The organism is Burkholderia sp. THE68, assembly GCF_009938265.1.
Taxonomy (GTDB): domain Bacteria; phylum Pseudomonadota; class Gammaproteobacteria; order Burkholderiales; family Burkholderiaceae; genus Caballeronia.
In genome coordinates, this window is sequence record NZ_AP022315.1 from 354,249 (window position 1) to 379,588 (window position 25,340).

Genomic DNA, 25,340 nt, shown 5'->3' on the forward strand with positions numbered 1-25,340 from the left:
TCCGGACTCAGCGGTTTCAGCGGGACTCGCCCGGTTTCTGTTGATCGATGCCGGGGCCCGAGCGGCGGCGCACCGTCGGCTTGCCGGAGCGCGCAGGCGTTTGTGCCGCCGCGCGCGGCGCCGCCACGGCGGTCTTGGTCTTGCCCTTGGCGGTCTTCACGATCTCGTCGACAGGCGATTCGTCACCGCGTTGCGCCGCGAGATAGGCCGCCGCGGCCGCTTCGGCGTTCGAGCCTTCCGGACGCCACACCTGACCGATCGCGAGCGACTTCAGCTTCTTCTTGCCGCCGTACCACAGGTTCACGAGGCCGCGCGAGAAGAACACCGCCGAGAACATCGACGTCAGAATGCCGATACAGTGCACGACCGCGAAGCCGCGCACCGGGCCCGAACCGAACGCGAGCAGCGCGAGACCGGCGATCAGCGTGGTGACGTTCGAGTCCAGAATGGTCGCCCAGGCGTGCTTGAAGCCTTCCTGGATCGCGGTCTGCGGCGGCGCGCCGTTACGCAGTTCCTCGCGGATACGTTCGTTGATCAGCACGTTCGCGTCGATCGCCATGCCGAGCGCGAGCGCGATAGCCGCGATGCCAGGCAAGGTCAGCGTCGCCTGCAGCAGCGAAAGGATCGCGACCAGCAGCAGCAGGTTGACCGACAGCGACAGCATCGAGAACACGCCGAACAGCAGGTAGTACGCGATCATGAAGACAGCGATCGCGGCGAAACCGTAGGTGACCGAATCGAAGCCCTTCTTGATGTTGTCCGCGCCGAGGCTCGGGCCGACCGTGCGTTCCTCGATGATGTCCATCGGCGCCGCGAGCGAGCCGGCGCGCAGCAGCAGCGCGAGGTCCGTGGCGGCTTGCGGCGTCGGCTGGCCGGTAATCGAGAAGCGGTCGCCGAGTTCGGACTGGATCGTCGCGACCGTCAGCACTTCACCCTTGCCCTTTTCGAACAGGACCATGGCCATCGGCTTGCCGATGTTGTCGCGCGACACCGCCGACACCGCGCGGCCGCCCGCCGAATCGAGGCGAATGTTGACCGACGGGCGCTGATGTTCGTCGAAGCCCGCCGACGCATCGACGATGCGGTCGCCGGTGAAGATCACCTGCTTGCGCAGCAGCACGGTGCGGTCGCCCTGCTTGAACGCTTCGTCGCCGGGCGGCACCGGCTCGTTCGGGCCGATGTAGGTGTTGACCGGATCGGCGAGGCGCGCTTCGAGCGTCGCCGTGCGGCCGATGATGTCCTTCGCCTTCGCGGTGTCCTGCACGCCGGGCAGTTCGACCACGATGCGGTCCGAGCCCTGCTGCTGGATCACCGGCTCCGCGACGCCGAGTTCGTTCACGCGGTTATGCAGCGTGGTGATGTTCTGCTTGAGCGCGCTGTCTTCGACGATCTTCTGCGCGCCCGGCGAGAACGTGCCGACCACCTGGAAGCCGTCGCCGCCCTGGCGCGTGACCCAGTTCAGCTCGGACACGCCCGTCTGGAGCAGGGTGCGCGCGTTGTCCGCGCCCGACTGATCCGAGAAGCTGACGACGACCGATTGCCCCACGCGGTTCACGCCGCCGTCGCGGATATTGCGGTCGCGCAGATAGGTGCGCGCGTCGGCGGCGTCGGAGTCGAGTTTCTTGTTGAGCGCGCCGGCCATGTCGACCTGCAGCAGGAAGTGCACGCCGCCGCGCAGGTCGAGACCGAGGTACATCGGCAGCGCGTGCAGGGCCGTCAGCCAGCGCGGCGAGGCGCTCTGCAGGTTCAGCGCGACGATGTACTGCGGATCGCTCGGATCGGTGTTCAGCGACTTCGAGAGGAGATCCTTCACGTGCAATTGCGTGTCGGTGTCCTTCAGGCGCACACGGATGTTCGCGTTCAGTTGCGAATTGTCGAAGGTGACTTCGTCGGGCTTGATGTTGCTCGCGGCGAGCGCGGCCTCGACGTTCGAAAGCGTCGTGGAATCGAGCTTGACCGTCGCCTTGCCGCTCGACACCTGCACCGCGGGCGCTTCGCCGAAGAAGTTGGGGAGCGTGTACACGAGGCCGATGACGAGCGCCACCAGCATCACGACATACTTCCAGAGGGGATAACGATTCATGAGATGGCCGACCGGAAAGTTGGCTTCGGGGAAGAGGGCGTCCGGCGTTATGCGCGACGAGCCGGTGGATAAACCTGGGATGGCTCGATGAGCGAGGCCGCGCCGGACGCGGTGGAACGAGTGGCCTTACAGCGACTTGATCGTGCCCTTCGGGAGAATGGTCGTCACGGCAGCCTTCTGGATGGTGATTTCCGTGCCTTCGGCGATTTCCACGCCGACATAAGCGTCCGTCACCTTCGTGATCTTGCCGACGATACCGCCGTTCGTCACCACTTCGTCGCCCTTGGCCATCGCGGAGAGCATGTTGCGATGCTCCTTCTGACGCTTCATCTGCGGACGAATCATGATGAAGTACAGCACCGCGAACATCAGGATCAGCGGCAGGAAGCTCATCAGGCTCGATTCCGCGCCACCCGCGGTTGTGCCTTGTGCAAAGGCATTGGAAATGAACGACACGTTGGTCTCTCCGTTAAAACGTCAGAAATACGTTCGAAAAACTCGAATGGAAATTAGCCCGCTATTCTACCACTCGCCCATGCCGCGACACTCCGGGAATGCGCTTTGTCATCAAGCCGTTACAGCGCGCTTCGCGTGACTTCGACAGCATTTTCCCGAGCGATAGAAAGGCGATTGTAATGCTGGATCGGCTGTTTCGACGTCGAATTCAATCGACGCCGCGCGCCCGATTCTCCGCAAAAGTCTTACGGAACGCCTCGAACGTGTGTGTTTCGATGGACTCACGCACTTCGCCGATCAGTTGCAGGTAGTAATGCAGGTTGTGAATCGTGTTCAACTGCGCGCCGAGAATCTCGCCGACGCGATGCAGGTGGTGCAGATAGCCGCGCGTGAAGTTCTGGCAGGTGTAGCAGCCGCAGGATTCGTCGAGCGGCTTCATCGAGTTCTTGTGCGTCGCGTTCTTGATCTTGAGATCGCCGAAGCGCGTGAAGAGCCAGCCGTTGCGCGCGTTGCGCGTGGGCATCACGCAGTCGAACATGTCGACGCCCGCCGCGACGCCCGCGACGAGATCTTCCGGCGTGCCCACACCCATCAGGTAATGCGGCTTGTCGGCCGGCAGCTTCGGGCCGATGTGATTGAGCACGCGCATCATGTCTTCCTTCGGCTCGCCGACCGACAGCCCGCCGATGGCCAGCCCATGAAAGCCGATCTCGGACAGACCCGCCAGCGACTCGTCGCGCAGGTCCTCGAACATGCCGCCCTGCACGATGCCGAACAGCGCGTTCGGATTGCCTAGGCCGTTGAATTCGTCGATCGAGCGCTTCGCCCAGCGCATCGACATGCGCATGGAATCGGCGGCGTCCTTGTGCGAGGTCGGGATGCCGTTGGTCGAATAGGGCGTGCATTCGTCGAACTGCATGACGATGTCGGAATTCAGCACTTTCTGAATCTGCATCGACACTTCGGGCGACAGAAACAGCCGGTCGCCGTTGATCGGCGACGCGAACGTGACGCCTTCTTCGGTGATCTTGCGCAGTTCACCGAGCGAAAATACCTGAAAGCCGCCGGAGTCGGTCAGGATGGGCCGGTTCCAGCCCATGAATTTGTGCAGGCCGCCGTGCGCGCCGATGACTTCCAGCCCCGGGCGCAGCCAAAGGTGAAACGTGTTGCCGAGAATGATCTGCGCGCGAATCTCTTCGAGCTCGCGCGGCTGGATCGCCTTCACGGTGCCGTACGTGCCGACCGGCATGAAGATCGGCGTTTCCACGACGCCGTGGTTGAGCGTGAGACGGCCACGGCGCGCCTGGCCGTCGGTCGTCAGCAATTCGAACTTGAGCCCGTTCTCGGGCGGAGTGTGGGTTGCGGTCATGTGGGTTCCTGCCACTGGAAAACAGTCCAGCGCATCGGTTGAAGAAAGCTAGTCGCGGCGCGTCAGAAGCATCGCGTCGCCATAGCTGAAAAAGCGGTACCGCTGCTCGATCGCGTGACGATACGCCTCGCGGATCGTGTCCATGCCGGCGAACGCGGAGACGAGCATCAGCAGCGTCGACTTCGGCAGATGGAAGTTCGTCACCAGCCGGTCGACGACGCGAAACGCGTAGCCCGGCGTGATGAAGATATCGGTTTCGGCCTGCGTCGCGGCGAGCGGATGGCCGGCGTCGGCTGCATCGCGCGCGGCGGCTTCGAGCGCGCGCATCGATGTAGTGCCGACCGCGATCACCTTGTTGCCGCGCGCCTTCACCGCCGCGATGCGATCGACCAGCGATTGCGGCAGCTCGTACCACTCGCTGTGCATCTTGTGCTCGGCGATGTTCTCGACGCGCACCGGCTGGAACGTGCCCGCGCCGACGTGCAGCGTCAGGGTCGCGCGCTCGACGCCGCGCGCATCGAGTTCGGCGAACAGCGCGTCGTCGAAATGCAGGCCCGCGGTCGGCGCGGCCACCGCGCCGGGATTGGCCGCATAAACGGTCTGATAGCGCGTTTCGTCGTAGGCGTCGGCGTCGTGCTCGATGTACGGCGGCAGCGGCAAGCGCCCGTATTGCTCGATGAGCGTCAGGCATTCGGCCGGAAAGTGCAGCGTGTAGAACGGCTCGACGCGCTCACCGACGGTCACGTCGAACGCATCCGCGAGCCGGATCGTGCTGCCTGCGGCCGGGCTCTTGCTCGCGCGGATCTGCGCGAGCGCCGTGGTCGCGCCGGTCAGGCGCTCGACCAGCACCTCGACGCGCCCGCCGCTGGCCTTCTGGCCGAGGAACCGCGCCTTGAGGACTTTGGTATCGTTGAACACCAGCAGATCGCCCGGTGCGATCAGCCCGGGCAGTTCGGCGAAGCGCCGGTCGACGAAGGTGGCCGGCGTGGCGCGGTTGTCCACTTCGAGCAGACGGCTCGCGCTGCGCTCGGTGAGCGCGCTCTGCGCGATCAGCTCGGGCGGCAGATTAAAATCGAAATCGGAAAGCGTGAACATGGCGTGACTGAGTGACGCAACTTAGGCAGGAACGACACGAAAAACGCGCCGAACAAACCTCACATTGTACTTGCGAAGAGAGTCGATGCCCTTGTCCGACCGCCGCCCGGCTTCCCCGACCGATGCACTCCCGACCGCGGACGAAGCCGACGCCCCTGTCGCGCGCAAGCGGGCGAAGCCGACCGAGAGCGCGGAGAAGAAAGTCAAACCGGTCGTCAAGACGGCCGACAAGCTCGCGAAGCTCGGCCTGAAGTCCGACATCGATCTCGTTCTGCACCTGCCGATGCGCTACGAGGACGAAACCTCGCTCACGCCCATCGGCGAGCTGATTCCGGGCGATATCGCGCAGACCGAAGGCGTCGTGTTCGACAACGAGATCGCCTATCGGCCGCGCCGCCAGTTGCTCGTGAAAATCCACGACGACGCCGGCGACGAACTCACGCTGCGCTTTCTCAACTTCTACGGCTCGCAGGTCAAGCAGATGGCCATCGGCGTGCGCCTGCGCGTACGCGGCGACGTGCGCGGCGGCTTCTTCGGACTGGAGATGGTGCATCCGGCGGTGCGTCCCGTCGATGACGGCGCGCCGCTGCCGCAGGCGCTCACGCCGGTTTATCCATCGACGGCGGGCATTTCGCAGGCGTACTTGCGCAAGGCCATCGATTCGGCCATTTCGCGCGTGTCGCTGCCGGAACTGCTGCCTGAGCCGATCGCGCGCGCGCATCTCGCGCCACTGAACGTGCCCGGACTGCTCGACGCCGTGAAGACGCTGCATCATCCGCACGCGGATTCGGATGAAACCGCGCTCATCGACGGCACGCATCCGGCGTGGACGCGCATCAAGTTCGAGGAATTGCTCGCGCAGCAACTGTCGCTCAAGCGCGCGCACGAGGAACGGCGCACGCGCGCCGCGCCCGCGATGCCGCGCCGTTCGCCCGACGACGAAACATCGCTCGTCGGGCGGCTGTTGCGCGCGCTGCCGTTCGCGCTGACCGGCGCGCAGCAGCGCGTGGTCGCGGAGATCGCGGGCGAACTCACGCTCGCGCATCCGATGCAGCGTCTTTTGCAAGGCGATGTCGGCAGCGGCAAGACGATCGTCGCGGCGCTGGCGGCGGCGCAGGCCATCGACGCGGGCTATCAGGCCGCGCTCATGGCGCCGACCGAAATCCTCGCGGAGCAGCACGCGCGCAAGCTGCGCGGCTGGCTGGAGCCGCTGGGCGTCACCGTCGCGTGGCTCGCGGGCAGCCTGAAAGCGAAGGAAAAGCGCGCCGCGACCGAGGCGGCGGCGCTCGGCACGGCGAAGCTCGTCATCGGCACGCACGCGATCATTCAGGATGCGGTCGAGTTCGCGCGCCTGGGGCTCGTGATCGTCGATGAACAACATCGCTTCGGCGTCGCGCAGCGGCTCGCGTTGCGCGCGAAGGCGCTGAACGCGGCGGACGGCGCGCGGGACTTCCAGCCGCATCAACTGATGATGTCCGCGACGCCGATCCCGCGCACGCTCGCGATGACCTACTACGCCGATCTCGATGTCTCGACCATCGACGAATTGCCGCCTGGCCGCACGCCGATTCTCACCAAAGTGGTGTCGGACGGGCGCCGCGACGAGATCATCGGGCGCGTGCGCGAGGCCGCGCTGACCGGACGGCAGGTGTACTGGGTCTGTCCGCTGATCGAGGAAAGCGAGACGCTGCAGCTTCAGACCGCCGTCGAGACGTATGAAACGCTCGTCGCCGCGTTGCCGGAGTTGCGCGTCGGACTGGTTCACGGACGGCTCGCGCCCGCCGAGAAGGCCGGCGTGATGGATGCGTTCTCGCGCAACGAAGTGCAACTGCTCGTCGCGACGACGGTGATCGAAGTCGGCGTGGACGTGCCGAACGCGTCGCTGATGGTGATCGAGCACGCGGAGCGTTTCGGGCTCGCGCAGTTGCATCAGTTGCGCGGGCGCGTGGGGCGGGGCAGTGCGGCCTCCGTGTGCGTGCTGATGTATGCGAACCCGCTGTCGCAGACGGCGCGCGCGCGTCTGCAGACGATGCGCGAAACCACCGATGGCTTCGAGATCGCGCGTCGCGACCTGGAGATTCGCGGTCCCGGCGAGTTTCTCGGCGCGCGTCAATCGGGCGAAGCGATGCTGCGTTTCGCGAGCCTCGAAAACGACGGCTGGCTGATCGAACCCGCACGCGAGGCCGCCGATCAGATGCTCAAGGGCTTCCCCGAAGCGGTGACGCGTCATCTCGCGCGCTGGCTCGGCGCGCGGGAGCACTATTTGAAGGCCTGACTGAACTCGCGCTGGCTGCGTCGGTCCCATTTAGGCGGCGCGGACGGGTGAATCGGCAAAAGTTGTCGAACCGCTACCTGCAGGTGTATAACTCAAACCTATCGAATCAATGCAATTCATTGGCCGCCAATGACCCTTACTGAACTGAAGTACATCGTCGCGGTTGCGCGCGAGCGGCATTTCGGCCGCGCGGCCGAGGCGTGCTTCGTCAGCCAGCCGACGCTGTCGGTGGCAATCAAGAAGCTCGAAGATGAACTCAACGTGCAGATCTTCGAGCGCGGCACGAGCGAAGTCAGCGTGACGCCGATCGGTGAGCAGATCGTGACGCAGGCGCAGCGCGTGCTCGAGCAGACGCTCGCCATCAAGGAGATTGCCAAGCAGGGCAAGGACCCGCTGGTCGGTCCGCTGCGTCTCGGCGTGATCTACACGATCGGGCCGTATCTGCTGCCGACTCTGGTCAAGCAGATGATCAAGGCGGTCCCGCAGATGCCGCTGATGCTCCAGGAGAACTACACGCTCAAGCTGATCGAGCTCCTGAAGCAGGGCGAAATCGATGTCGCGATCATGGCGCTGCCGTTCCCCGAAACCGGGCTGATGGTGCGTGCGCTCTATGACGAGCCGTTCGTCGTCGCGATGCCTTCGGGCCATGCGTGGGAAAACCGCGCGAAGATCGATCCAGACGATCTCAAGCAGGAAACCATGCTGCTGCTCGGCAGCGGCCATTGCTTCCGCGATCACGTGCTCGGCGTGTGCCCCGAACTCATGCGTTTCTCGCAGAACGCGGACGGCATCCAGAAGACTTTCGAAGGATCTTCGCTGGAGACGATCCGGCATATGGTCGCGAGCGGCGTCGGCATCACGGTGCTGCCGCGCATGTCGGTGAGCGAGGTGAGGCCGCATGCGGGCGGCATCGATTCCGGTCTGCTCAGCTACGTGCCGTTCGACGAGCCGGTGCCGGATCGGCGCGTCGTGCTGGCGTGGCGCAAGAGCTTCACGCGCATGCCGGCCATCGACGCCATCTGCGAAGCCATCGCCAATTGCGATCTGCCGGGCGTGAGAAAGCTGGACATGCCCGTCGCAGTGAACTGATCACGCTTTCTATCTTGCGAACGCCGCGCTCTGGCAACGGAGCGCGGCGTTTTCGTTTGCGGTGTCGCGCGCGGGCGAAACAAGCGCAAACCTTGACCTATCGCATATATAAATTTAATCGAATTATAAAAATCGATAGCCTAAGTTAGGATCCTCTTCACGGTCGACGCTTAGCCGACCACGACGAAGAGAGGATTCCATGAGCTTCTTCCACCGCTGGACCAGCCTTCGCGACATGGCGGTTTGCCTCCTCGCCGATCTCGCTCGCGTGGCCTGAGCGCGCGCCCCACATCATCCAACGCAAACGCACAAGCAGGAGTATCACGATGACGACCCAACGACTCACGACCGCCGCAGGCGCACCCGTCGGCGACAACCAGAACGCGCAGACCGCCGGTCCGCGCGGCCCGGTCACGCTGCAGGATTTCTGGCTCGTCGAAAAGCTCGCGCATTTCGACCGCGAAGTGATTCCCGAGCGCCGCGTGCATGCGAAGGGCTCCGGCGCGTTCGGCACGTTTCGCGTGACGCACGATATCTCGCGCTATACGAAGGCGAAGCTGTTCGCCGACATCGGCAAGGAAACGCCGATCTTCATGCGCTTTTCGACGGTCGCAGGCGAGCGCGGCGCGGCCGATGCCGAGCGCGACGTGCGCGGCTTCTCGATCAAGTTCTACACGGATGAAGGCAACTGGGATGTCGTGGGCAATAACACGCCGGTGTTCTTCATCCGCGATCCGCTGAAATTTCCCGACTTCATCCACACGCAAAAACGTGATCCGTACACGAACATGCGCAGCAACGTCGCGGCATGGGATTTCTGGTCGCGTCATCCGGAATCGCTGCATCAGGTGACGATACTGATGAGCGACCGCGGCATTCCGAAGAACTATCGGCAGATGCACGGCTTCGGCTCGCACACGTTCTCGTTCATCAACGAGGACAACGAGCGCTTCTACGTGAAGTTCCACTTCAAGTCGCAGCAGCCGCTCGAGAACTACACGGATGCGGAAGCGGCCGCCGTGGTCGCGAACGATCGCGAAAGCGCGCAGCGCGATCTCGTCGGCAACATTGACGAGGGCAACTTTCCGCGCTGGAATTTCCGCATCCAGGTGATGACGGAAGAACAGGCCGCGCAGTCGAAGACGAATCCGTTCGACATCACGAAAGTGTGGCCGCACAAGGACTATCCGCTGATCGATGTCGGCGTGATCGAGCTCAACCGCAACGCGCAGAACTATTTCGCGGACGTGGAGCAGGCCGCGTTCACGCCCGCGAACGTGGTGCCGGGCATCGGCTTCTCGCCGGACCGGCTGTTGCAGGGCCGCCTGTTCTCGTATGGCGACACGCAGCGTTATCGCCTGGGCATCAACCATCACCAGATTCCGGTGAATGCGCCGCGCGCGCCGGTCGCCAATTCGTTTCATCGCGATGGCGCGATGCGTACCGACGGCAATCTCGGCGGCCGCGTGAACTACGAGCCGAACCGCTACGGCGAATTCGCGCAGGACGCCAGCGTGAACGAGCCGCCGCTCGCGGGCGGCACGGTGTACCGCTACGACCATCGCGAGGACGACGATTACTACAGCCAGCCGGCGGCGCTTTTCCGGCTCTTCGACGACGCGCAGCGCGAACGCTTCTTCGGCAACATCGCGCGGCACATCCACGGCGTGCCGAACGAGATCGTCGCGCGGCAGATCGGGCACTTCCGCCGCATCGATCCGGCTTATGCGCAGGGCGTGACCGACGCGCTCGCGAAGCTCGGCCAGATCGTCGACGAGAAAGACACGGCCGCCGTCTGAACACACGGGAGAAAACATCATGTCTCAAGCGCTGGATCACATCGCTCAGGCCGTCGGGCATATCGAGGCGACGAGCCGTCAGGCTTCGCGCGGGGTGCGCGTCGCGCTCGCATTCGGCATTGTCGCGGCGGGGTATGGGCTGGTCGTCGCGAGCGGGATCGTCGGCGCCTGAGCGCGGCATCAGGGCGCAGTGCAATGCGCTTTGAAGCCCCGTCGCGCAGTGAATCGTTCCCCGTTTCTACGGTAGACTGTCGGACGCTCGAAACGCCGCGCGGCAAGACGAAGCGCGCGGCGTCCGCACCGTTCGAATCACTCTCTCACGGAGTCATCATGGCGAAGAAAGGCACTACACCCGCCGTCAACATCGGCATCAGCGACAAGGACCGCAAGAAGATCGCCGAGGGGCTGTCCCGGCTGCTGGCCGATACCTACACGCTGTATCTGAAGACGCACAACTTTCACTGGAACGTCACGGGTCCGATGTTCAACACGCTGCATCTGATGTTCGAGACTCAGTACAACGAACTCGCGCTCGCCGTCGATTCGATCGCGGAACGCATCCGTGCGCTCGGCGTGCATGCGCCGGGCAGCTACAAGGAGTTCGCGAAGCTCTCGTCGATTCCCGAAGCGGACGGCGTGCCGGCCGCCGAAGAGATGATCCGCCAGCTGGTGGAGGGTCAGGAAGCCGTGGTGCGCACGGCGCGCGAGATTTTCCCGTCGACCGAAGCCGCCAACGACGAACCGACCGCCGACCTGCTCACGCAGCGCATGCAGACGCACGAGAAGACCGCGTGGATGCTGCGCGCGATGCTGGCCTGAGACGTTTCTGGTTTCGAAGCGAACAAACCCCGCACTCAAGCGGGGTTTGTGCTTTTCAAGCTGTTCTAAAATAGCCGCATCGCGTTTCTCCGCAACGAACTCCGCCATGCTCGCCCGTCTTCCGCTCTACATGCGCCTCGTGCGCCTCGACAAGCCCATCGGCAGCCTGCTGCTGCTGTGGCCGACGCTCAATGCGCTGTGGATCGCGTCCGAAGGCCGTCCGTCGCCGATGCTGCTCGTCATCTTCACCATCGGCACAATCCTGATGCGCTCGGCGGGCTGCGCGATCAACGACTACGCCGACCGCGATTTCGACCGCCACGTGAAGCGCACCGCCGAGCGGCCGATCACGTCGGGCAAGATCAAGGCTTGGGAAGCGGTGGCGCTCGCGGCGGCGCTCGCGCTCGTCGCGTTTCTGCTGATCCTGCCGCTCAACACGCTCACGAAGGAGCTGTCGGTGTTCGCGCTGTTCGTCGCGGGCACGTATCCGTTCACGAAGCGTTTCTTTGCGATTCCGCAGGCGTACCTCGGCATCGCGTTCGGCTTCGGCATTCCGATGGCCTTCGCCGCCGTGCAGAACCACGTGCCGATGATCGCGTGGATCATGCTCGCGGCGAACGTGTTCTGGTCGGTCGCATACGACACCGAATACGCGATGGTCGACCGCGACGACGACATCAAGATCGGCATTCGCACGTCCGCGCTTACGTTCGGCAGATTCGACGTGCTCGCCGTCATGCTGTGCTATGCGGTGACGCTTGCGATTTACGTGGGCATCGGCATCGCGCTGGGTTATGGCTGGCTCTATTGGCTGGGCTGGCTCGCGGCGGCGGGCTGCGCGGTGTATCACTACGGATTGATCCGCAACCGCGAGCGGATGGCGTGCTTTGCCGCGTTCAAGCACAACAACTGGCTCGGAGGGATGCTGTTCGCGGGAATCGCGCTGCATTACTCGCTGGCGAGCTAACTCTTTTCGCGTGAATCGCGAGCTGCAACGTGTGCAATGCATGTTGCAGCAGGCGTGAAGACTGCTTTGTGTCAATATCCGAAACAGTCTAAGAACGACAAATTTCTTCGCATTACGGCTTCACGGCGATATCTTTTGATAAGTTCATAGTTTAAGCATTTAGCTAACTATGGAATGGCCGAAGCAAGCTGTTTCATACCGCCCGGCCATTCGTCATCAAACGCGCCGGCCCTTCTTTCAACATGCCTAACGAATGCCGCGGGGTTTGCTTCGCGGCGGCGTTCGTTCGCCTGTATCACTCAGAGTCTGTTAAACATGGGATCCCTTGCACGCTTCGATCTGGCCAGGCTGGTTGCCGGACATCAGGTCGCTTGTCTCGTCGAGACCGGCTACGGACGCGGTGATTCGTGCCGCGCCGCGTTGGCCGCCGGTTTCCGTAAAGCGCTGTCGTGCGAAATCTTCGAGCCGCTTTTCGCGGAGGTGAAGCAGAGCGAACAACTCCATGTTGCGAACACGGACAGTCTGACGTTCCTGCGTACGCCAACCGTGGAAGGCGTGCTGGCCGAGCAACGCTGCCTCGTTTTTCTGGATGCACATTACCCCGGCGCGGACTATGGCGGCAAGAGCTACAAGAGTCAGGAGCATAGTGCGACGGAACGCCTGCCGCTGATCGCCGAGCTCGAAGCGCTGCGCGGCCGGGTGGATAACGCGCTCATCATTCTGGACGACGTGCGCATCTACCGGCGCGACTTCCAGACGAGCACGGGGACGCTGCCGGATTGGGCCGAGAATGGCTTCGATCAGGAAGCGACCTTCCTCGCGCTGCTCGCATCCTTCGACTCCACGCACGCGCTGCACTGGCACGGTGAAGATACCGGCTATGCGGTGCTTTGGCCGCGCGCCTGGGGCGACTACGGCCTCAAAAAATGGGTACTGCCCGGCGACCAGACTCAGCCTTTGGTGCTCGGGCTGGGCGTGCCGGGCACGACCTGCATATCGATCAATCGCCGTCTGCTCGATGCGCGCTTCAGCAATCGCTGGCTGGTGGGCAACGGGCTCGATATCGGCGGCGGCAACGACAGCATCGCGCTGTACCGCACGTTGTTCCCGCGCATCCAAGGCGTGACGGTCTATGAGTGGGCGCAGGGCGACGCGCAAATCCTCGACAACGTGCGTGACGACAGCTTCGATTTCGTCTACTCGGCGCACTGCCTCGAACACGTGATGGACCCGCGCGTCGCATTGCGCCACTGGCTGCGCGTGCTCAAGCCGGGCGGGCATCTCGTCATCACCGTGCCGGACGAGGACATGTACGAGCAGGGCGCGTGGCCATCGACGTTCAACGACGACCACAAACACACGTTCACGCTCTTCAAGCGCGAGAGCTGGTCGCCTGTCTCGATCAATGTGCTGGATCTGCTACGCGAATTCGAGCGTGAAGTGAGCGTGAAGAAGGTCGAATGCCTCGATCACAGCTTCCTGCACGGCATGGAACGCTACGATCAGACGCGCACCGCGTTTGCGGAGTGCGGCATCGAGTTCGTCGTGCAGAAGCTTTGAGCAAGGCGCGGCGCGCGTGCATGCACGTTCAGGCACCGCCCAGCTCATCCCCCATCTCTTTCGCCCGCGCCTCTGCCGCCAGCGCGCCGCGCACGATCGCGTCCTTCACGTCCTGAGCGTCGAACGAGGCGAGCGCTGCCGCCGTCGTGCCGCCCTTCGAGGTCACGCGCTCGCGCAGCACGCTCGCCGGCTCGCCCGATTGCGCCGCCAGTTGCGCCGCGCCGGTGAAGGTGGCGACCGCGAGCGCGCGGCCCTGCTCCTCGTCCATGCCGAGCCGGCGCGCGGCTTCCTGCATCGCTTCGATGAAATAGAACACGTAGGCCGGGCCGCTGCCGGAAATCGCGGTGACGGCGTCGAGCTTCGCTTCGTCGTCGAACCACACGGCCGTGCCGACCGCTTCCAGCACTTGCGACGCAAGGGCCTTCGCCGCATCGCTCACGCCGGGCAACGCCGCGAGGCCCGTCACGCCCATGCCGATCAAGGCAGGCGTGTTCGGCATCGTGCGAACGATCTGCGTATAGCCGTTCAGCCAGCGCGACAGATCGCTCGCGCGAATGCCCGCCGCGATGCTGATGATCGTCTGCTTCGACAGATGCGGCGCGAGCGCTTCGGCCACGCCTTTGAGCACTTGCGGCTTCACGGCGAGCACGATCGCGTCGTAGCCCGCGAGCGTCGCGTCGACGGCCGCGCCGGTCGCGATGCCGAATTGCTTCGCGGTGCGCTCGCGCGCTTCGTCGTTGATGTCGACTGCGTAGATATCGGACGCCGGCGTGCCGCGCTTGACGAGACCGCCGATGAGCGCCGCGGCCATGTTGCCGCCGCCGATGAATGCAATTTTCATGATTGAAGGTGAGGTCAGGTGGTGTAAGTGCGCGCGCCGAAAATCGCGGTGCCGATACGCACCATCGTCGCGCCTTCGAGCACGGCGGCTTCGAGGTCGGCGGACATGCCCATCGAGAGCGTGTCGAGATCGAGGCCGTCGGCGCGCAGCGTATTCATCAGATCGCGCAGGCGGGCGTGCGGCGCGCGCTGCGCATCGAGTGTTTCGGCAGGCTCAGGTATCGCCATCAGGCCGCGCAGGCGTAGGCCGGGCAGGGCGGCCACGGCATGCGCGAGCGCGATGGCCTCATCCGGTTCGACGCCGCTCTTCGAGTCCTCGCCGCTCACGTTCACCTGAATGCAGACGTTGAGCGCGCTCGCGCCTTCGGGACGCTGCGCCGCAAGCCGCTCGGCGATCTTCAGCCGGTCGATGGAATGCACCCAGTCGAACTGCTCCGCGACGAGCTTCGTCTTGTTCGACTGCAGCGGCCCGATGAAATGCCATTCGATTTGAGCGCGCAGATCGGCGAGTTCGGCGATCTTCGCGATGCCTTCCTGCACGTAGTTTTCGCCGAAGGCGCGCTGGCCGGCCTCGAAGGCGGCGCGCACGTCGTTCGCGGGAAAGGTCTTGGACACGGCGAGCAGCTTGACGCAAGCCGCATCGCGCGACGCGTCGTGCGCCGCCTTCGCGATGCGTTGCCGGACTTCTTCGAGATGTTGGGCGATGGACATGCTGGGCGTTCAGTTCGATCGAGCCACTCATTATACGAAGCGGCGTCAACCGTACAGGAGATGCTCCAGCAGCTGAATCCAGTGCGTGACGGGCGTCGACGTGCCGCTTTGCAGATGCGCGATGCAGCCGACATTCGCCGACACGATCAGCTGCGGTTCCAGCTTCTCCAGCCGGTCGAGCTTCTGATTGCGCAGTGTGTACGAGAGCTTCGGCTGCAGGACCGAGTACGTGCCGGCCGATCCGCAACACAAGTGACTATCCACGGGCAGGCGCACTTCGAGCCCGAGCGCGGTCAGCAGATGCTCGACGCGTCCGCGAATCTGCTGCCCGTGCTGCAGGGTGCACGGCGGATGGAACGCGACCGTATGCACGCCGCGCCGGCGCGCGAGCGAGACGAGTTCTTCCTCGAACATCGGCAGGATTTCGGCGAGATCGCGCGTCAGTTCGACGATCTTCTGCGCCTTCGACGCATACGCCGGATCGTTGCGCAGCAAGTGCGCGTACTCCTTCACCGTCGCGCCGCAGCCCGATGCGTTCATCACGATAGCCTCGACGCCGCTTTCCACATACGGCCACCAGGCGTCGATGTTGTTGCGCACGTCGTCGAGTGCGTCTTCGTTGTAGCCGAGATGCAGGCGGATCGCGCCGCAGCAGCCCGCGCCCGGCGCCGTGACGATCTCAATGCCGAGCGCATCGAACACGCGCGCGGTCGCCGTGTTGACGTTGGGCATCATCGCGGGTTGCACGCAACCGGCGAGCATCAGCATCTTGCGTTCGTGTTTGTTCGTGGGCGCGACGAGGGGCCGCTCGGGCACGGGAATCTTCGCGCGCAGCTTGCGCGGCAGGATGCCGCGAAACTGCTGACCGAGCTTCATCGCGGGCGTGAAGAGCGTGCTGTTCGGCAGGAAGCTCGCGAGCAGACGCCGTTGCAGCCGATGACGCATCGGCCGCTCGACCTTCTCTTCGACGACCTTGCGCCCGATCTCGACGAGCCGTCCGTACTGCACGCCCGACGGGCAGGTGCTCTCGCAATTGCGGCACGTGAGACAGCGGTCCAGATGCAGTTGCGTGCTGCGTGAGACCGGCGCGCCTTCGAACATCTGCTTCATCAGATAGATGCGTCCGCGCGGCCCGTCGAGTTCGTCGCCGAGTATCTGGTATGTCGGGCAGGTCGCCGTGCAGAAGCCGCAGTGCACGCACTTGCGCAGGATGGCGTCGGCTTCGTCGCCATCGGCCGTGCCGCGGATGAAATCGGCGAGATTGGTTTGCATCGAGGCGCCTAGAAGTCGGGATACAGACGAGCGCGATTGAAGATGCGCGCCGGATCGAATGCGGCTTTCAATCCACGATGAATCTTCATCAGCGGCGCGGGCAGCGGCGTGAAGACGCCCGCATTGCGATCGTAGGCGGACCCGGCGCGGAAGATCGTCGCGTGGCCGCCCGCCTGCTTCGCGCTGATACGCACGGTCTGCGGATCGGTGTCGGTGATCCACCAGCGCTGCGCGCCGCCCCATTCCATCAGTTGCGCGCCCGGCAAATGCAGCGGCTCCGCGATCGACGGCAACGCGAGCCGCCACAGCGCCGAGCGCGGCTCGATCACGGCGAAGAACGGGTCCGTCTGCTCGCGCATGCCGATCCAGAAACGGTCCGCTTCGACCGCATCGACGACTTCGCCGCCGAGCGTGTTGCGCGCCGTCTTGACGGCGGCTTCCGCGCCCGCGAGACGCAGCGCGAGCGTGCCGTCGCGCCACGCGCTGCCGCAGATCGGCAACGGATGGCCGCCCCATTCGTTGAGCTTGCGTACGCCGTCGGTGGCGTGCATGTCGAATTTCAGCGTGGCTTCGGCGACAGGGCGCGGCAGCACCTTGATCGACAGTTCGATAATCAGCCCGAGCGTGCCGAGCGATCCGGCGAGCAGGCGCGCGACGTCGTAACCCGCCACGTTCTTCACCACCTGACCGCCGAAGTGCAGCACTTGCCCGTGCCCGTTCATGACGACCGCGCCGAGCACGAAATCGCGTGGCGCGCCGGTCCAGGCGCGGCGCGGGCCGGCGAGCCCGGCGGCGATGCAGCCGCCCAGCGTCGCGTTGCGCCCGAAGTGCGGCGGCTCGAACGGCAGCATCTGATTGTGCTCGCGCAGCGCCGCTTCGATCTCGGCGAGCGGCGTGCCGCTTCGCGCGGTGATGACGAGTTCCGCCGGATCGTAGGCGACGATACCGCGATACGCGCGCGTGTCGAGGATCTCTCCCTGGAGCGTCTGGCCGTACCAGTCCTTCGTGCCGCCGCCGCGGATGCGCAGCAGCGTGCCGGTTTCGGTGGCCCGGGCGATCCTCTCCGACCAGCCGGCGACGATGTCGTCCTGTTCCATGGTGTCCCGCTTTATCGTCGAACTCGGAATTCGACTTCTGGTTTCGGCTTTCTTACGGCTGTCCGGTCGATTGTACCGGCCGCTTAACGCCGTAGCACTCGGAGAAACGTGGATAGCGGAACGCGCGCCGCGCCTCGCGGGATTTCAGAAGCGCGGCAATTCGGGATGCGGCAGCAGCCCGCCCCGGATATGCATCTTGCCGTATTCGGCGCAGCGCGCGCGCGTCGGGATGCCCTTGTCGGGATTGAGCAGCCCCGGCGGATCGAACGCACGCTTGACGGCGAAGAACGCGTCGCGCTCTTCCGGCGAAAATTGCACGCACATCGAATTGATTTTCTCGATGCCGACGCCGTGCTCGCCCGTCACCGTGCCGCCCAGTTCGACGCAACACTCGAGAATGTCGCAGCCGAACGCCTCGGCGCGATGCCATTCGTCGAGATCGTTGCCGTTGAAGAGAATCAGCGGGTGCATGTTGCCGTCGCCGGCGTGGAATACGTTGATGCAGCGCAGCGCGTACTTCTTCTCCATCTCTTCGATCCGCTTGAGCAGCGGTCCGATCGCGCGGCGCGGCACGGTGCCGTCCATGCAGTAATAGTCCGGCGAAATGCGGCCCGCCGCCGGGAACGCGTTCTTGCGCCCGGACCAGAATTTCAGGCGCTCGGCTTCGGAACGCGAAATCTGGATGCGCGACGCGCCGTACTCGCGCAGTACCGCCGTCATGCGGACGATTTCTTCGGCGACTTCATCGTGCGTGCCGTCGGATTCGCACAGCAGGATCGCGGCGGCGTCGAGGTCGTAGCCCGCGTTGACGAATTCTTCGACCGCGCGCGTCGCGGGTTTGTCCATCATTTCGAGGCCGGCCGGGATGATGCCCGCCGCGATGATCGCCGCGACCGCGTTGCCGCCTTTCACGACATCGTCGAAGCTCGCCATGATGACTTGCGCCGTCTGCGGCTTCGGAATCAGCTTGACGGTGATCTCGGTGACGATCGCGAACATGCCTTCGCTGCCGATCAGCACCGCAAGCAGATCGAGGCCCGGCGCGTCGGGGCCGAGCGAGCCGAACTCGACGACATCGCCGTCCATCGTCACCGCGCGCACGCGCAGGACGTTGTGAACGGTGAGGCCGTATTTCAGGCAGTGCACGCCGCCGGAGTTCTCGGAGACATTGCCGCCGATGGTGCAGGCGATCTGCGACGACGGATCGGGCGCGTAATACAGGCCGTAGGGCGCGGCGGCTTCGGAAATGGCCAGATTGCGCACGCCGGGCTGCACGGTCGCAGTGCGCGCGTAGGGATCGACTTCGACGATCTTGCGAAAGCGCGCGAGCGACAACACGATGCCGTGCCGGATCGGCATTGCGCCGCCCGAGAGGCCGGTGCCCGCGCCGCGCGGCACGATCGGAATGGAAAGACGCGCGCAGATCTGCACGACGCGTTGCACCTGCGCCTCGGTTTCCGGCAGCGCGACCGCGAGCGGCAGGCGCCGGTATGCGGCGAGACCGTCGCACTCATACGGCGCGGTGTCTTCCTCGCGAAAGAGCAGGCAATGCGTCGGCAGCACGGCCATCAGCGCCTGCACGACTTCACGCTGTCGCGCGGCGAGCTGATCTTCGCTCAGCGCGGGCGCGTCCTCGTGCGGCAGGTTGGGCGACATCCGCTCGGACTTGAGCTCGTCGGGTGCGTTCACGTCTCCTCCTTTTTACGCCTGCGCGGTCAGTGCCGCTCGCTTATTCATGCGTGCATCTTGCGCGACTTCTTCAGCCTTCGAAAGCGAAGATTTTCCCCGGGTTCATCAGGTTCCTGGGATCGAGCGCCTGTTTGATGGCGCGCATCGTCGCGATGGCGTCCTCGCCGTGCTCCTCGATCATGAAGCCCATCTTGTGCAGCCCGACGCCGTGTTCGCCGGTGCAGGTGCCGCCCATCTTCAGGGCGCGTCTCACGATCAGCTTGTTGATGCGCTCGGCTTCTTCCAGTTCTTCGGGTTTGTTCGGATCGAGCAGCATCGCGACGTGGAAGTTGCCGTCGCCGACATGGCCGACGATCGGACTCGGCAGATACGAGCCTTGCAAATCCTTTTCCGTTTCCTCGACGCATTCGGCGAGACGCGAAATCGGCACGCAGACATCCGTGGTGACGGCGCGGCAGCCGGGCTTCAGTTGCAGCATCGCGAAATAGGCCGAGTGGCGGGCGTTCCAGAGACGGCTGCGGTCTTCGGGGCGCGTCGCCCATTCGAAGTCCTCGCCCTTGTTCTCCGCGACGATGTCCTGCACGGTCTGCGCCTGTTCCTTGACGCCTGCTTCGGTGCCGTGGAATTCGAAGAACAGCATCGGCGATTCGCGCAGCGTCAGGTTCGAGTGACGGTTGATCGCGCGCACGGCGAGCTTGTCGACGAACTCGACGCGCGCGATCGGCACGCCCATCTGAATGGTCTCGATGACGGCGCGTACGGCATCGCCCATCGACGGGAACGCGCACACGGCGGCGGAAATCGCTTCGGGCTGCGGATAGAGGCGCACGGTGATTTCCGTGATGACGCCGAGCGTGCCTTCCGAGCCGACGAAAAGACGCGTGAGGTCATAGCCCGCCGACGATTTGCGGGCGCGCGTGCCGGTCTTGATGACGCGGCCATCGGCGAGCACGACGGTGAGCGCGAGGACGTTTTCGCGCATCGAACCGTAGCGCACGGCGTTGGTGCCGGAGGCGCGCGTCGCGGACATGCCGCCGATGCTGGCGTCCGCGCCGGGGTCGATCGGGAAGAACAGGCCGGTGTCCTTGAGCGCTTCGTTCAGCTGTTTGCGGGAGATGCCGGGTTGCACCGTGACCGTGAGGTCCTCGGCGTTGATCGAGACAACCTGGTTCATCTCGGACAGGTCGATGGAGACGCCGCCTTGCACCGCGAGCAGATGGCCTTCGAGCGAGGAGCCGTTGCCGTAGGGGATGATCGGGACGTCGTGCTCGGCGCAGAGTTTGACGATGGCTTGCACTTCGTCCGTGCTGCGCGCGAAGACGACGGCGTCGGGGAGTTGCGGGTCGAACGGGGACTCGTCGCGGCCGTGGTGTTCTCTTACGGCCTGCGCTGTCGAGACGCGGCCGGCGAATTTCTGCTTCAGGGCTTCGAGAAGCGTGGCGGGGAAGGGGCGCTTTTCGAGCGCGTGGTGTTCGGTGGGGTGATTCACGTGCTTGTCTCCGGGCGGTGCGGATTTGTGTTCTTGGCTTGCGCGCTTGGTATGCGCGTTGCGGGTTCGTTCTGCGGTTGGCGCGAAATACCGTACGGTGTTTGTCTCATTTTACGCCGTCGGTGGGAAGGCTGGCGGGGCGGGGTTTTGGGCGCGTTTTCGCCGTGTCGGCGTGCCTATAATGGGCCGGGTTTTTGTGCGCTTTTCAGGGAGTCAGTGATGGGTCACCGCTTGAGCAAGATCGCCACGCGTACCGGCGATGATGGGACCACGGGGCTGGGCGATGGCAGCCGCGTGTCGAAGGACGATGCGCGCATCGCCGCGATTGGCGATGTGGATGAGTTGAATTCGTGTATCGGCGTTTTGTTGTGTGAGCCGATGCCTTCGGACGTCAGAGCGGCACTGACGCAGATTCAGAATGATTTGTTTGACCTCGGTGGGGAGTTGTCCATTCCGGGGCATTCGATGATTCAGGAATCGCATCTCGCGCGACTGGATGCGTGGCTGGAAGAGTACAACGCGACGCTGCCGCCGCTGAAGGAGTTTATTTTGCCGGGTGGGTCGAGGGCGGCGGCTCTCGCTCACGTTGCGCGGACGGTTTGTCGAAGGGCGGAGAGAGCGATTGTGACGTTGGGGCGTGCAGAGACCACGGGAATTAATGAGGCGCCGCGACGGTATGTGAATCGGTTGTCGGATTTGATGTTTGTGTTGTCACGAGTATTGAATCGCGTTGACGGTGGCGTCGACGTTCTATGGAACTCGCCGAGAGGGTCGAATGCTTGACGGTTTGCACTTCCTTCTCATGTCATTGCCATCATGATGTCGGGGTAAGCGGTCGGCGTTTGATCCGACCGCTTACTGATTTTAATTGCCCCCGCCGCGTACTACTCGCCGTTGCTTGACGGCTTCCGCCAATCCCTCGAGCACCTTCACGCTCTCATCCCACCCAATACAAGCATCGGTGACGCTTTGCCCGTAGGTCAATTCGCATCCTTCCTTCAAATCCTGCCGCCCCGCAACAAGATGCGATTCAACCATTACTCCAACAATCCGCTCATCTCCGGCCGCGAGTTGCTTGCCAATATCTTCGCAGACAGGAATCTGATTCTCATGCTTCTTCGAGCTATTAGCATGACTCGCATCGATCATTAACCGCGCCGCCAGACCCGCTTTCCCAATATCACTACAAGCAGCATCCACACTCCCCGCATCGTAATTAGGCGCCTTACCGCCGCGCAAAATGATGTGGCAATCCTCATTACCCGCAGTCGAAACAATCGCCGAATGCCCGCCCTTGGTTACAGAGAGAAAATGGTGCGGCTGCGAGGCCGCCTTGATCGCATCGACAGCAATCTTCACATTGCCATCGGTGCCATTCTTGAACCCGACCGGGCACGACAACCCAGACGCCAGTTCGCGGTGAACTTGAGATTCCGTCGTTCGCGCCCCGATCGCTCCCCACGAAATCAGATCGGCGATGTACTGCGGGCTGATCATATCGAGATATTCGGTACCGGCAGGCAACCCGATCTCATTGATCCGCATCAGCAACTCACGCGCAGCCCGCAACCCATCGTTGATCTTGAAGCTGTTATCCATATGCGGATCATTGATGAGCCCCTTCCAGCCAACGGTCGTGCGCGGCTTCTCGAAATACACCCGCATCACGATCTCGAGTTCACCAGCAAACCGCTTACGCTGCTCGATCAACCTCCCCGCGTACTCCATGGCAGCCTTCGGATCATGAATCGAGCAAGGCCCGATGATCACGATCAACCGGTCATCCATCCCATGAAGAATGCGATGCATCGACTGCCGCGCGTTGTAGATCAACTCGGAAACAGGTTCGGCGCAAGGGAATTCGCGGATCAGATGCGCGGGCGGGGTCAGCTCTTTCAGCTCACGGATACGAACATCATCGGTATTGTGCGGGGGCATGTCGGTTCTCCAACGGCAACGTTCTAATCAAACTATGAGACGAAAAAAAACCGCCAGACTCGCTGGCGGTTTTTTCGGGAATTCGGTCTTTTCAACCTGTGTACGACTCACCCCTCTCGATCCGCCAGCGGCTTGAGATGCCAAAAGAAATAAAAATAAAACTTGGCGGACATGATGGATCGAAGGCGTGTCGAAAAAAGTTGTGACTGCTTTTATAACCGCAAACCTACGGCGCTGACAACCCCGCCGCTACGAAAACGCGGACAATCCGCATCGGACCACGCGGCGATGCCGCAAACAAACGCATCCGATGCGGAAAACCCGCATAAAAAACTCACACCGTCCCGCCGACCGTCATCTTCTCGATGCGCAACGTCGGCTGACCGACGCCCACCGGCACGCTCTGGCCTTCCTTGCCGCACACGCCGACGCCGCTATCCAACGACATATCGTTGCCGATCATCGTCACATACTTGAGCGATTCCGGCCCGCTGCCGATCAGCGTCGCGCCCTTCACGGGATACGTGATCTTGCCGTTCTCGATCATGTACGCCTCGGACGCCGAGAACACGAACTTGCCGTTGGTGATATCGACCTGACCGCCGCCGAAGTTCACCGCGTACAAGCCGTTCTTCACGGACGCGAGAATCTCCTGCGGGTCCTTGTCGCCGTTGAGCATGTAGGTGTTCGTCATGCGCGGCATCGGCAGCGCGGCGTAGGATTCGCGGCGCGCGTTGCCCGTGACCGGCATCTTCATCAGGCGCGCGTTGAGCGAATCCTGAATGTAGCCCTTGAGAATGCCGTCCTCGATCAGCGTGGTGCACTGCGTCGGATTGCCTTCGTCGTCGATGTTGAGCGACCCGCGCCGGTTCGGCAGCGTGCCGTCATCGACCACGGTGACGCCCTTGGCCGCCACCTGTTCGCCGATCATCCCCGCGAACGCCGACGACCCCTTGCGGTTGAAATCGCCCTCCAGGCCGTGTCCGACCGCCTCGTGCAGCAGCACGCCCGGCCAGCCCGGCCCGAGCACGACAGTCATGGCGCCAGCCGGAGCCGGGCGCGCTTCGAGATTGACGAGCGCGGCGTGCACGGCGTCGTTGACGTACTTTTGCAGGATCGCGTCGGTGAAATAGGCGTAGTCGAAGCGTCCGCCGCCGCCGCCCGTGCCGATCTCGCGCCGGCCGTTCTGCTCGGCGATCACCGTCACCGATACGCGCACGAGCGGACGCACGTCCGCCGCGAGCGCGCCGTCGCTGCGCGCGACGAGCACGACATCGTATTCGCCGGCCATGCCCGCCATCACTTGCGTGATGCGCGGATCCTTGGCCCGCGCAATTTGTTCGACGCGTTCCAGCAACTTCACTTTGGCCGTGGCGTCGAGGGAATGCAACGGATCGGCGGCGAGATACAGATCGCGCCCCGACACGCCCGTGAGCGTGCTCGCCGGCTTGACCTTGTGCTTGCCGCCGCCTGCCTTGGCGATCGCGCGCGTCGCGATCGCGGCCTGGCGGATCGATTCGGGCGACAGGTCGTCCGAATACGCGAACGCCGTGCGCTCGCCGGACACGGCGCGCACGCCGACACCCTGATCGATGCTGAAGCTGCCCGATTTGACGATGCCTTCTTCGAGACTCCACGCTTCGCTGCGCGTGGACTGGAAATAGAGGTCCGCGTAATCCACGCGATGCGTGAAGATTTCCGCGAGGGTGCGGGTGATCAGCCCTTCGTCGAGGCCGTAGGGCGTGAGCAAAACGTCCTTCGCCGTGACCAGATTCCGAATGCCGGGTTCGATGATGTTCATGCGGTGCCTATTGCGTGTTCGTGACGAGTCAATGATATTTCAGACGAATTGCAGACTATTCTACGGTCTGATCCAGTCGAATCATGTGCGGGGAGAAACCCGCGTCTTCAAGTCATCATTGGGTTGAGCGCGCGATCACCCGATCACGCGATGTCGATAGGCCGGCAAACTCTGTCGCACGGCCGCGATGCGTTGCAGATCGATGCCGCCCGCCGCCACGCCCATGCCTTCCTCCCTGACGGCGACGATCTCGCCCCACGGATCGATCAGCATGCTGTGGCCCCACGTGCGGCGGCCATTTTCGTGCTTGCCGCCTTGCGCCGCGGCCAGCACATAACACTGATTCTCGACCGCGCGCGCCTTCAGCAAGGTTTCCCAGTGCGCGTTGCCGGTCGTGTAAGTGAACGCGGAAGGCACGACCATCAGCGCGCAATCGCCGAGCTTGCGATACAGCTCGGGGAACCGCAGGTCGTAGCACACCGACAATCCCACGCGCCCGAATGGCGCCTCGAACGTCCGCACTTCGCTGCCGGGGCAGATGGTGCGCGCTTCGTCGAACGATTCCTCGCCCTTTTCAAAATTGAACAGATGAATCTTGTCGTAGCGCGCGACCTGCTTGCCGGCGGGATCGAAGACGAGGGTCGTGTTGAGTACGCGGTCCGGGTCCGTCGATTGCAACGGCAGCGTTCCGCCGATGATCCACACGCGATGCTCGCGCGCCGCGTCGGAGAGAAACTGCTGGATCGGGCCTGCGCCGGGTGTTTCGCGGATCGCGAGCTTGTCGGTATCCTTGAAGCCCATGTAACAGAAATACTCGGGCAGAAGCACCAGTTGCGCGCCGCCGCGCGCGGCTTCCGCGATCAGGCGTCCGGCGTCGGCCAGATTGCGCTCGAGGTCCGGCGTGCTGACCATCTGGAGCGCGGCGACCTGAAACGGCGCCGCACTATCGCTTGATCTTTCGCTCATGTCTCTATGCGCCGATTAAAAAATA

Annotated in this window: 21 protein-coding genes; 8 read left to right on the plus strand and 13 right to left on the minus strand. The window is 63.7% G+C overall.

From position 1 onward, the window contains the following. Positions 1–16: 16 nt before the first annotated feature. The 4 genes from secD to queA form a co-directional block, all read right to left on the minus strand. Positions 17–2,083, minus strand: coding sequence for a protein translocase subunit SecD (gene secD / locus BTHE68_RS01750; RefSeq protein ID WP_162064875.1), 2,067 nt, complete (start codon positions 2,081–2,083; stop codon positions 17–19). A gap of 126 nt (positions 2,084–2,209) precedes the next feature. After that, positions 2,210–2,539, minus strand: coding sequence for a preprotein translocase subunit YajC (gene yajC, locus BTHE68_RS01755; protein WP_061172805.1), 330 nt, complete (start codon positions 2,537–2,539; stop codon positions 2,210–2,212). A 208-nt stretch (positions 2,540–2,747) separates the two neighbouring features. Next, positions 2,748–3,908: a tRNA guanosine(34) transglycosylase Tgt gene (gene tgt, locus BTHE68_RS01760; protein WP_162064876.1), complete on the minus strand. Its 1,161-nt coding sequence runs from the start codon at positions 3,906–3,908 to the stop codon at positions 2,748–2,750. A gap of 48 nt (positions 3,909–3,956) precedes the next feature. After that, positions 3,957–5,003: a tRNA preQ1(34) S-adenosylmethionine ribosyltransferase-isomerase QueA gene (gene queA, locus BTHE68_RS01765; protein WP_162064877.1), complete on the minus strand. Its 1,047-nt coding sequence runs from the start codon at positions 5,001–5,003 to the stop codon at positions 3,957–3,959. Positions 5,004–5,088: 85 nt separating this feature from the next. On the opposite strand from queA, the gene recG reads away from it, so the two are divergent. The 7 genes from recG (at position 5,089) to BTHE68_RS36550 (ending at position 13,512) form a co-directional block, all read left to right on the plus strand. Then, positions 5,089–7,278, plus strand: coding sequence for an ATP-dependent DNA helicase RecG (gene recG, locus BTHE68_RS01770; protein WP_162064878.1), 2,190 nt, complete (start codon positions 5,089–5,091; stop codon positions 7,276–7,278). Between the two features lie 129 nt (positions 7,279–7,407). After that, positions 7,408–8,367: a hydrogen peroxide-inducible genes activator gene (locus BTHE68_RS01775; protein ID WP_162064879.1), complete on the plus strand. Its 960-nt coding sequence runs from the start codon at positions 7,408–7,410 to the stop codon at positions 8,365–8,367. Positions 8,368–8,693: 326 nt separating this feature from the next. Continuing rightward, positions 8,694–10,166 carry a catalase gene (locus tag BTHE68_RS01780; RefSeq protein WP_162064880.1) on the plus strand — a complete coding sequence of 491 codons (1,473 nt, stop codon included), beginning with the start codon at positions 8,694–8,696 and terminating at the stop codon, positions 10,164–10,166. A gap of 19 nt (positions 10,167–10,185) precedes the next feature. After that, positions 10,186–10,338 carry a hypothetical protein gene (locus BTHE68_RS01785; RefSeq protein WP_162064881.1) on the plus strand — a complete coding sequence of 51 codons (153 nt, stop codon included), beginning with the start codon at positions 10,186–10,188 and terminating at the stop codon, positions 10,336–10,338. A gap of 158 nt (positions 10,339–10,496) precedes the next feature. Next, positions 10,497–10,985 (plus strand): Dps family protein, encoded by a 489-nt coding sequence (locus BTHE68_RS01790; protein WP_162064882.1) that lies wholly within the window; start codon positions 10,497–10,499, stop codon positions 10,983–10,985. A 106-nt stretch (positions 10,986–11,091) separates the two neighbouring features. Then, positions 11,092–11,952, plus strand: a complete 861-nt coding sequence (gene ubiA / locus BTHE68_RS01795; RefSeq protein WP_162064883.1) for a 4-hydroxybenzoate octaprenyltransferase — start codon at positions 11,092–11,094, stop codon at positions 11,950–11,952. A 315-nt stretch (positions 11,953–12,267) separates the two neighbouring features. Then, positions 12,268–13,512: a methyltransferase domain-containing protein gene (locus tag BTHE68_RS36550; RefSeq protein ID WP_174257978.1), complete on the plus strand. Its 1,245-nt coding sequence runs from the start codon at positions 12,268–12,270 to the stop codon at positions 13,510–13,512. Positions 13,513–13,540: 28 nt separating this feature from the next. Here BTHE68_RS36550 and proC read toward each other — a convergent pair whose 3' ends face one another. From proC to BTHE68_RS01830, 6 genes are all read right to left on the minus strand, one after another. Next, entirely contained in the window at positions 13,541–14,353 is an 813-nt protein-coding gene (gene proC, locus BTHE68_RS01805; protein WP_162064884.1) for a pyrroline-5-carboxylate reductase, read from the minus strand. Between the two features lie 14 nt (positions 14,354–14,367). After that, positions 14,368–15,063: a YggS family pyridoxal phosphate-dependent enzyme gene (locus BTHE68_RS01810; RefSeq protein WP_162064885.1), complete on the minus strand. Its 696-nt coding sequence runs from the start codon at positions 15,061–15,063 to the stop codon at positions 14,368–14,370. Between the two features lie 45 nt (positions 15,064–15,108). After that, entirely contained in the window at positions 15,109–16,335 is a 1,227-nt protein-coding gene (gene glcF, locus BTHE68_RS01815; protein WP_162064886.1) for a glycolate oxidase subunit GlcF, read from the minus strand. 8 nt (positions 16,336–16,343) lie between these two features. Next, positions 16,344–17,432, minus strand: a complete 1,089-nt coding sequence (gene glcE / locus BTHE68_RS01820) for a glycolate oxidase subunit GlcE (RefSeq protein ID WP_162064887.1) — start codon at positions 17,430–17,432, stop codon at positions 16,344–16,346. Positions 17,433–17,576: 144 nt separating this feature from the next. Continuing rightward, the gene (locus BTHE68_RS01825; protein WP_162066741.1) at positions 17,577–19,088 is read right to left on the minus strand and encodes an FAD-linked oxidase C-terminal domain-containing protein; all 1,512 of its coding nucleotides are present in this window, start codon (positions 19,086–19,088) and stop codon (positions 17,577–17,579) included. Between the two features lie 103 nt (positions 19,089–19,191). After that, positions 19,192–20,610 carry an FAD-binding oxidoreductase gene (locus BTHE68_RS01830; RefSeq protein WP_162064888.1) on the minus strand — a complete coding sequence of 473 codons (1,419 nt, stop codon included), beginning with the start codon at positions 20,608–20,610 and terminating at the stop codon, positions 19,192–19,194. Between the two features lie 219 nt (positions 20,611–20,829). Between BTHE68_RS01830 and BTHE68_RS01835 the strand changes: the two genes are divergently transcribed. Then, positions 20,830–21,393, plus strand: coding sequence for a cob(I)yrinic acid a,c-diamide adenosyltransferase (locus BTHE68_RS01835; protein WP_162064889.1), 564 nt, complete (start codon positions 20,830–20,832; stop codon positions 21,391–21,393). An 81-nt stretch (positions 21,394–21,474) separates the two neighbouring features. Here BTHE68_RS01835 and aroG read toward each other — a convergent pair whose 3' ends face one another. The 3 genes from aroG to BTHE68_RS01850 form a co-directional block, all read right to left on the minus strand. Beyond that, a complete protein-coding gene (gene aroG, locus BTHE68_RS01840; protein ID WP_162064890.1) occupies positions 21,475–22,548 on the minus strand; it encodes a 3-deoxy-7-phosphoheptulonate synthase AroG in 1,074 nt (357 codons plus the stop codon). 334 nt (positions 22,549–22,882) lie between these two features. Next, positions 22,883–24,349, minus strand: coding sequence for a metalloprotease TldD (tldD, locus tag BTHE68_RS01845; RefSeq protein ID WP_162064891.1), 1,467 nt, complete (start codon positions 24,347–24,349; stop codon positions 22,883–22,885). Between the two features lie 135 nt (positions 24,350–24,484). After that, complete coding sequence (locus BTHE68_RS01850) at positions 24,485–25,315, minus strand: carbon-nitrogen hydrolase family protein (protein WP_162064892.1); 831 nt, start codon at positions 25,313–25,315, stop codon at positions 24,485–24,487. Positions 25,316–25,340 lie beyond the last annotated feature (25 nt).

What these genes read in the sequence shown, in the direction of transcription:
- proC (WP_162064884.1), bottom strand. Translation starts at nt 14,353, where the DNA reads ATGAAAATTGCATTCATCGGCGGCGGCAACATGGCCGCGGCGCTCATC.
- BTHE68_RS01810 (WP_162064885.1), bottom strand. Translation starts at nt 15,063, where the DNA reads ATGTCCATCGCCCAACATCTCGAAGAAGTCCGGCAACGCATCGCGAAG.
- BTHE68_RS36550 (WP_174257978.1), top strand. Translation starts at nt 12,268, where the DNA reads ATGGGATCCCTTGCACGCTTCGATCTGGCCAGGCTGGTTGCCGGACAT.
- BTHE68_RS01835 (WP_162064889.1), top strand. Translation starts at nt 20,830, where the DNA reads ATGGGTCACCGCTTGAGCAAGATCGCCACGCGTACCGGCGATGATGGG.
- glcF (WP_162064886.1), bottom strand. Translation starts at nt 16,335, where the DNA reads ATGCAAACCAATCTCGCCGATTTCATCCGCGGCACGGCCGATGGCGAC.
- tgt (WP_162064876.1), bottom strand. Translation starts at nt 3,908, where the DNA reads ATGACCGCAACCCACACTCCGCCCGAGAACGGGCTCAAGTTCGAATTG.
- BTHE68_RS01790 (WP_162064882.1), top strand. Translation starts at nt 10,497, where the DNA reads ATGGCGAAGAAAGGCACTACACCCGCCGTCAACATCGGCATCAGCGAC.
- aroG (WP_162064890.1), bottom strand. Translation starts at nt 22,548, where the DNA reads ATGCCCCCGCACAATACCGATGATGTTCGTATCCGTGAGCTGAAAGAG.
- secD (WP_162064875.1), bottom strand. Translation starts at nt 2,083, where the DNA reads ATGAATCGTTATCCCCTCTGGAAGTATGTCGTGATGCTGGTGGCGCTC.
- glcE (WP_162064887.1), bottom strand. Translation starts at nt 17,432, where the DNA reads ATGGAACAGGACGACATCGTCGCCGGCTGGTCGGAGAGGATCGCCCGG.
- recG (WP_162064878.1), top strand. Translation starts at nt 5,089, where the DNA reads ATGCCCTTGTCCGACCGCCGCCCGGCTTCCCCGACCGATGCACTCCCG.
- queA (WP_162064877.1), bottom strand. Translation starts at nt 5,003, where the DNA reads ATGTTCACGCTTTCCGATTTCGATTTTAATCTGCCGCCCGAGCTGATC.
- BTHE68_RS01785 (WP_162064881.1), top strand. Translation starts at nt 10,186, where the DNA reads ATGTCTCAAGCGCTGGATCACATCGCTCAGGCCGTCGGGCATATCGAG.
- BTHE68_RS01850 (WP_162064892.1), bottom strand. Translation starts at nt 25,315, where the DNA reads ATGAGCGAAAGATCAAGCGATAGTGCGGCGCCGTTTCAGGTCGCCGCG.
- BTHE68_RS01780 (WP_162064880.1), top strand. Translation starts at nt 8,694, where the DNA reads ATGACGACCCAACGACTCACGACCGCCGCAGGCGCACCCGTCGGCGAC.
- BTHE68_RS01825 (WP_162066741.1), bottom strand. Translation starts at nt 19,088, where the DNA reads ATGTCGCCCAACCTGCCGCACGAGGACGCGCCCGCGCTGAGCGAAGAT.
- ubiA (WP_162064883.1), top strand. Translation starts at nt 11,092, where the DNA reads ATGCTCGCCCGTCTTCCGCTCTACATGCGCCTCGTGCGCCTCGACAAG.
- BTHE68_RS01775 (WP_162064879.1), top strand. Translation starts at nt 7,408, where the DNA reads ATGACCCTTACTGAACTGAAGTACATCGTCGCGGTTGCGCGCGAGCGG.
- tldD (WP_162064891.1), bottom strand. Translation starts at nt 24,349, where the DNA reads ATGAACATCATCGAACCCGGCATTCGGAATCTGGTCACGGCGAAGGAC.